7 protein-coding genes are annotated in these 6663 nt (G+C 41.5%); 5 read left to right on the forward strand and 2 right to left on the reverse strand.

What is annotated here, in order from left to right; translation table 11 throughout:
• Positions 1–249 precede the first annotated feature (249 nt).
• Complete coding sequence (locus tag ACQ76V_RS15210; RefSeq protein WP_441001371.1) at positions 250–1356, forward strand: PEP/pyruvate-binding domain-containing protein; 1107 nt, start codon at positions 250–252, stop codon at positions 1354–1356.
• 219 nt (positions 1357–1575) lie between these two features.
• On the opposite strand, the gene ACQ76V_RS15215 is transcribed toward ACQ76V_RS15210, so the two are convergent.
• Positions 1576–2196, reverse strand: a complete 621-nt coding sequence (locus tag ACQ76V_RS15215) for a plastocyanin/azurin family copper-binding protein (RefSeq protein ID WP_441001372.1) — start codon at positions 2194–2196, stop codon at positions 1576–1578.
• 469 nt (positions 2197–2665) lie between these two features.
• Between ACQ76V_RS15215 and ACQ76V_RS15220 the strand changes: the two genes are divergently transcribed.
• The 4 genes from ACQ76V_RS15220 to ACQ76V_RS15235 all read left to right on the forward strand — a co-directional run bounded on the left by ACQ76V_RS15220 (position 2666) and on the right by ACQ76V_RS15235 (position 5285).
• Positions 2666–2962 (forward strand): hypothetical protein, encoded by a 297-nt coding sequence (locus ACQ76V_RS15220; protein WP_441001373.1) that lies wholly within the window; start codon positions 2666–2668, stop codon positions 2960–2962.
• Complete coding sequence (locus tag ACQ76V_RS15225) at positions 2955–4076, forward strand: dihydrolipoamide acetyltransferase family protein (RefSeq protein ID WP_441001374.1); 1122 nt, start codon at positions 2955–2957, stop codon at positions 4074–4076. Before ACQ76V_RS15220 ends, ACQ76V_RS15225 begins: the two co-directional genes overlap by 8 nt.
• On the forward strand, positions 4073–4321 hold the full coding sequence (locus tag ACQ76V_RS15230) for an acyl carrier protein (protein WP_441001375.1): 249 nt from the start codon (positions 4073–4075) through the stop codon (positions 4319–4321). Before ACQ76V_RS15225 ends, ACQ76V_RS15230 begins: the two co-directional genes overlap by 4 nt.
• Before the next feature lie 214 nt (positions 4322–4535).
• On the forward strand, positions 4536–5285 hold the full coding sequence (locus tag ACQ76V_RS15235; RefSeq protein ID WP_441001376.1) for a glucose 1-dehydrogenase: 750 nt from the start codon (positions 4536–4538) through the stop codon (positions 5283–5285).
• A 254-nt stretch (positions 5286–5539) separates the two neighbouring features.
• On the opposite strand, the gene ACQ76V_RS15240 is transcribed toward ACQ76V_RS15235, so the two are convergent.
• On the reverse strand, positions 5540–6663 hold a 1124-nt coding region (locus ACQ76V_RS15240), incomplete at its 5' end, for a hypothetical protein (protein WP_441001377.1).

Genomic DNA, 6663 nt, shown 5'->3' on the forward strand with positions numbered 1-6663 from the left:
AAGAATTGATATGGAACTCCTGTAGTATTTACTCCTAAGGGTACTCACTTGATTTGACTACATCCTTCAAGAGGATGCCATTGCAATTTTATGCGCTTCTCCACGGTAATTTTTAAAACCGCTAAAAGTTTGCAGCCGCCTCTTTTATATATGCTCTGGACGGCAAATATTCGCAAGGACTTGGGAGGTCCGTTATGACTAATCATCAGAATAAATTTGTACGATGGCTCCATAAAGTTGAAAATAGTGATGTCTCGGAAGTGGGAGGAAAAAAATGCTTCGCTGGGAGAAATGATACAGCATTTAGAGCCCTTGGGGATCAACATCCCTTCAGGTTTTGCCACCACCTCGGCAGCCTACCGTGCTTTTATCAGAGAAAATGAGCTTGAAGCGCCGATAAGAGATTATTTACGCAGCTATCATGACAAAAAAATAACCGTCGAGGAGGCAAGCCGTGAAATTCGTACCCTGATACAGCAGGGAGCTATCCCCTCTACCATTATCCAACCTCTCAAGAAATACTATAAAGAATTATCCGAAAAGTATGATACCGAAAACGTAGATGTTGCTGTACGCAGCAGCGCTACGGCTGAAGATTTGCCCTCGGCAAGTTTTGCGGGGCTACAGGAAACATATCTAAATATACGCGGTGAGAAGGAGCTGCTTGAAGCCTGCAAAAATTGCTTTTCTTCACTTTTTACGGCTCGGGGAATTGTATACCGTGAAGAGAAAGGCTTTGACCATTTCAAAATAGCGCTCTCTGTTGGTATCCAAAAGATGATCCGCGCCGACAGGGCCAGTTCAGGAGTCATATTTACCATCGACACCGAAACGGGCTTTCCAAATGTGATTGTCATTAACGGGACGTGGGGGTTGGGCGAAAACGTAGTGCGCGGTATCGTCAATCCAGATCAATTTACTGTTTTTAAGCCACTGCTTGATCATGATAAGATTGTACCCATCGTGGAGAAAAAACTGGGAAATAAGGAGCAGAAAATGATCTACAGCTCTGATGATGGCAGCAGTGTTAAAAATGTTAAGACAACCCCCGAAGAACAATCGCAGTATGTGTTAACGGATACCGAAATCATCACCCTTGCCCGGTGGGCCAAAACTATTGAAGAGCATTACCAACGTCCCATGGATATTGAGTGGGTTAAGGATGACCGAAGCAATGAGCTTTATATCGTACAGGCACGTCCGGAGACCGTACATTCTGTCTTTGATGAAGGTAAGGAATTCAAGAATTACACCCTCTTGGACAAGAAGGCCCCTGTTTTAATTACCGGGTTAAGCATCGGAAGCATGAACTTCATAAGTCCAATTGTGTGTGGTTGCCCATCAGAAAAGGCATGACCAAATTGGGAGATTTTAAAACAGATGAAGAGGCTTTCAAAAAAGCGAACAGTCACTTTAAAAAAATTATCCCCTGCCGAACTTGTTGTAATATCAGCACAACACAACCTATCTCAACGGCTGAGAAACAACGATAGAACCTTGGTTTTCCAAATTTTAAGTTAAGTAATTATTGTAACTCATCTCATTTAGAAATGATGCCATTAATAGAGTCTCAAGTTAAAATTTATATAAGCCATAATCTTCGCTTTTGACAACTAAAAAGCCTTTCATGCCTGCCGAATAATGACCCGGAAAACTACACAGGTACTCGTAATCCCCAGGCTCACTGGGCGCGGTAAAGGTTACCTCGGTCGTTCCCCCTCCTCCTACCAGCTCAGTATGAAACAACACTTGGTCACTCAATTCATTGGGCATATAATCCTGATCTCTCGCTGCAGATGCTTTGGAAACATACGCATTGGCATCAGCTCCAAGTACCATCAATATCCAATTATGTGCCATTGCTGATGGTGGAAGTTGACTCTTTGTTGTCAGGTGAATACGGATCTCTTCACCGGGACTGACCTCAATAGTTTCTAACAATAACAAGTTTCCTTCTTTACCTGTTGTTTGTCCAACTGTTATATCATCCATTTCACTTTCTACCGCAAACTTCATTTCATCAATCCCAATGATGTCAATAGTACGAACATCCTGGCTCATCGTATTTGGTTGCTCCATTTTTTGTTCTTCTGCCTGCTGTGATTCGTCAGGCTCTCTTTCTGAAGTTTCTCCACTACCACAGCCCAAAAGGAATAATAACAGCGACAAAGACAAAAGAATATTAGTTACTTTCATATTAGATTTATTTCAGATTGGTTTTATTATTTGAAATCAGATAGGTCAACAATTACAGCTCGAACTTTTGCGATCTGCGTGATCATCAATGTATGGTCAATAAATAATTTCTCATGATGATTGTTTTCATATTTCTATATACTTCTACTTCCTTAGAAAACCAGTTTCAAGTTTTCTGTTGCTTCAACTATTTAATCAAAGTAGATCACCTGTGAATTAATAGTTTATCTTAAAGTGGTGTAAGGCTTATCCTGAAAGTTCTCGCCTTTAAAGATCTGTCGTAGACCTCTACACGGACTTTTTTCGACTTTATCATTTTTCATAAGAATACTATCACCATATAACTCCCTTGTAGGAAATATATCTACAGCAAAAAAATAGATATCCTTTGTTTGCCCCTTTGGTCTATTGGATATACTGGAATTATCCGGCAAAAAAGATGATATGACCAATGTCTCACAAAGAATTAATGGAACAACCTGCAAATAAGTATCCACCCAATTGGGTTAACTATGAAAATGAATACGCATCTTTTCAGTGGGACCATGTGTGGGATAAATTATCTGGAACATCTACTATAGACAAGCTTAACATTGCCTGTGAAGCTGTCGACTGTCATGCGGATGGAATGCAGGAAGCCCTCTCCACTGGATTGAAAAAGAGGGAAGTACCAAGCTCCATACGCAAGGCATTTAGAACAGGCTTCACTGCCCAACCTGAAATTATCGTAGAAATAATCAAAAAGATGGGAGGCCTCCATGGGTAAATTTATTATGCCAAGCCTGGGATCACAGATGATTGAAGTTTTTGAAGATGAGATTATCACCGAGCTTGTTGCAAATGAGGGAGAAGTCATACCTGTGGGATCCGTGATGGCCATTATTAATGGAGAAGGAGAAACAGAAAATGCAAAAGTGAAGCTTTCTGAAGCACCAAAAGATAAGATGAAAGAAACGCGCGGTGATAAAAAGCAGAAAGTTATAACAAAAGAATCAGTTACTCCACATAAGGAGGCTGTCCCATTACACCGTGTTAAAGCTTCTCCATTGGCACGACGCGTGGCAGAAGATTTGAATGTCGATCTCAGCAAGGTGAATGGCAGTGGAGCAGGCGGAACTATTCATCGTAACGATGTTGAGACATTTGCACAGCAACAAACGTCCAATGAACCCTTCGACAAAGAAGTAGAAATGGCCGAACACCTTTCTAAAGCTGAAGGCAAAAGCATGCGTCAATCGATAGCAGCCGCCATGAGTCGATCGAATAAAGAAATCCCCCATTATTACCTGGAAACAGACATTGACATGAAGGCAGCACTCGAATGGCTCTCCGCCGAAAACGAAAACCGATCGGTAAATGAACGCCTGCTAACGTCTATGCTACTTATCAAAGCAGTAGCAAATGCACTTACCAAAGTCCCGGAGCTCAACGGCTTCTGGACAGATGAAGCTATGCATATCGAGGAGGGTATCCATATAGGTTTTGCGATTTCATTGCGTCAGGGCGGACTTGTAATTCCGGCGATTCTTAACGCTGATCTGAAATCTTTAGATGAGGTTCGCAGTGATTTTATAGATATGGTAACTAGAACGCGGGAGGGACATTTACGAAGCCGGGAAATAAGTAGTGCTACGATCACCGTAACCAGCCTTGGCGAACGCGGTGCCCAAAAAGTGTATGGCGTTATTTATCCTCCCCAAGTGGCTTTAATTGGCTTCGGTAAAATTACCGATCGTGCCCAAGCCATCGATGGCTCTATTGGAATACGTCCAACACTCTCTGTGGTATTGGCCGGGGATCATCGTGCTACCGACGAACATACCGGCTCCCAATTCCTGGAAAAACTAAACTATCAACTCCAACACCCTCAAGATCTATGAGTGACAACATCGATACAATCATCAAAAAACATCTGCATCGCGTTGCTCCAGAAGCCGATCTCAATCAATTACAACCTGATGATGAGTTGGGACCTACCCTGGATCTCGACTCTATGGATTTCTATAGTATGATGGTAGGGATCAGTGAAGAACTTCGGATAGAGATCCCCGAGGAGGAGTATGGAAAACTACGCACGTTTAATGATATCAAGAACTTTTTAAGTAAATCAGCGCGAGAAGTCTAAAGACCTAAGTTTTTTAAAGCTTGGTGGCAGACTTATATAGTCAGAAAAGACAATGTCATACACATTCATATTTTCCACCGCGCTTAACTTTCCCCTGAAGTGTTGCTGCCCTGTTTTCCCTTATCTTTTTCTAAGGATTTAACCCCTCTATACCTGATTCATTTATCTCGTACTATATCAAGATCACTATAACCATAATGAGTGAGGATACATTATGAAAGGAAAAGTAGCGCTGGTCACGGGGGCAGGATCTGGCATTGGGAGAGCAACGGCCGAACTTTTTGCGGTTCACGGAGCCTTCGTTGTGGTCTCAGATAAAAATCTTGAAGCAGCACAGGAAACTCTTGCACTTATTAAAAAATCAGGGGAAAAAGGACTGGCACTCGAAGTGGATATCAGCCGAGAAAGCCAAATTAAATCACTTATCAAAGAAACGATTAATCGCGTAGGTCAGCTAAATTATGCTTGTAATAATGCCGGTATTGAAGGTGAGCAAGCTTTCACTCCGGAATGCTCAATTGAAAACTGGTCACGTGTTATTGACATAAACCTTCGGGGGACCTGGCTTTGCATGAAGTATGAGATCCCTGAAATGCTCAACCATCATGACGGAGCCATTGTAAATATTTCTTCCATAGCAGGTTTGTTGGGATTTGCAGGTATTCCGGCCTATGTATCCAGCAAACATGGCATTAATGGATTGACAAAAACTGCTGCACTGGAATATGCTGAGCAGGGCATACGGGTTAATTCGGTATGCCCGGGAGCCATTCAAACCCCAATGATTGATCGCTTTGTAGAAGATCAAAGCCAAGAACGCAAAGACCTAATGGCTGCGCATCCTATGGGACGATTTGGACGACCCGAAGAAGTGGCAGAGGCTGTCGTCTGGCTGTGTTCTGATAAGGCTTCATTTATTACAGGACAATCCTTGGCAGTTGATGGCGGGTATACCATTCGCTAATTGACCTGACATAACCTTATGTTTTAGATAGTAATGTAATCTGAAACAGATTATGTGATTTTTTACAGTGCGTATCCCTTTGCCCTTTCAATTTATACTGATTGCTACACTGTTGAATTTTATTAGATAGGTCAAAGGGGCTTTTTAGAAAAATGATATGAATAAAACCTCAATTATTTTCAAGGCTTTTCTCATCAAGCGAAACCACACGGGTATACTTATTTTGATCTAAGGCAGAACAGATTAGGCACTCCTTATTGATCAATTAAAATGCCCTCGTAAGATACCATGCGATTATATTTATTTTGATTAACAAGGTTATTGGCAGCCATTTTTGCATATTGTTCACCGTTGCAATCATAGTTGATGGTTATATTACCCCCAAGGTTAAGATCAATATCAGGATCGCCCTCCGTATCACCAACCAACACCGATCCATTTATAGTGGGCGTACCTCGACCGTCAAAAAGTTTGGCATTCTCAAATATGACCAACCCATTAAATTCAAAATTCCCTCGAATATCAACAGTGTTACCATTTTCATCTACATATTCCATATCGGCGGTATTTCTAATAACCATAATACCATATCCCTCACTTTGTTGACCAGTCAATCTCACATTACCATCTATAAAAAAGACGCCTGGTTCATCGGCGGTTCCTAAATTTTCACTATAGTCAGAATTTACAATCGTTGCCTGATCTTCAAGGCGTTTAATTAAATCATCTGTAGGTTCATAATCCAACTTCTCATCAACAGCTACTTCCCCGTCCAAATTGAGATCCTCATTATTATCAAGATCCGTTTTCATACTATCATGAGCTACTGTAATTGGAGGTTTATTTTCTTCGCAATGAGTAGCCTTACCGTTTATATTATGTGCAGTACCATCAGCAGTTAGTGATTTATAGCCAGTAGGAAACTGTAGAGCACCGGTAAAATCAGGCACCAAACTGGCAAATTTTCTCATCCTATACACACTGCTTACCTCTGCAGAGGTTGCTTTTGTGCCATGCAAGATCGAAGCCTTACCCACAATACGCACGGTATCGGTATCGAAATAGTCATTATTTTCGCAATCATTTAAACATTCAGCATAGGTGTAAAGCGAATCTACCGGGTTATCAACATTGGGTTTAAAAGGATTGGATGCATCATAGGTTTTTATCCACACCGTATTATCATCATCCTGGCTTATTTTCTGCATGGCAATCTGAATGCCGGTATGCGCAGCATTTTTAACCGTGGTCTCATAGGCGTAATTCACATTGTTTTGTGTGAGCAAACTGCCCGTTTTAGATGTACTTATTCCTATAATCCCCAGCGAAATAAGTGCAGCCGAACAGATGATAAGCATTGCACGTCCCATAGTAGTAC

It is taken from the genome of Fodinibius sp. SL11, from assembly GCF_052060035.1.
In the GTDB taxonomy this organism is placed as follows: domain Bacteria; phylum Bacteroidota; class Rhodothermia; order Balneolales; family Balneolaceae; genus Fodinibius.

What these genes read in the sequence shown, in the direction of transcription:
- ACQ76V_RS15235 (WP_441001376.1), top strand. Translation starts at nt 4,536, where the DNA reads ATGAAAGGAAAAGTAGCGCTGGTCACGGGGGCAGGATCTGGCATTGGG.
- ACQ76V_RS15210 (WP_441001371.1), top strand. Translation starts at nt 250, where the DNA reads ATGTCTCGGAAGTGGGAGGAAAAAAATGCTTCGCTGGGAGAAATGATA.
- ACQ76V_RS15220 (WP_441001373.1), top strand. Translation starts at nt 2,666, where the DNA reads ATGGAACAACCTGCAAATAAGTATCCACCCAATTGGGTTAACTATGAA.
- ACQ76V_RS15225 (WP_441001374.1), top strand. Translation starts at nt 2,955, where the DNA reads ATGGGTAAATTTATTATGCCAAGCCTGGGATCACAGATGATTGAAGTT.
- ACQ76V_RS15215 (WP_441001372.1), bottom strand. Translation starts at nt 2,196, where the DNA reads ATGAAAGTAACTAATATTCTTTTGTCTTTGTCGCTGTTATTATTCCTT.
- ACQ76V_RS15230 (WP_441001375.1), top strand. Translation starts at nt 4,073, where the DNA reads ATGAGTGACAACATCGATACAATCATCAAAAAACATCTGCATCGCGTT.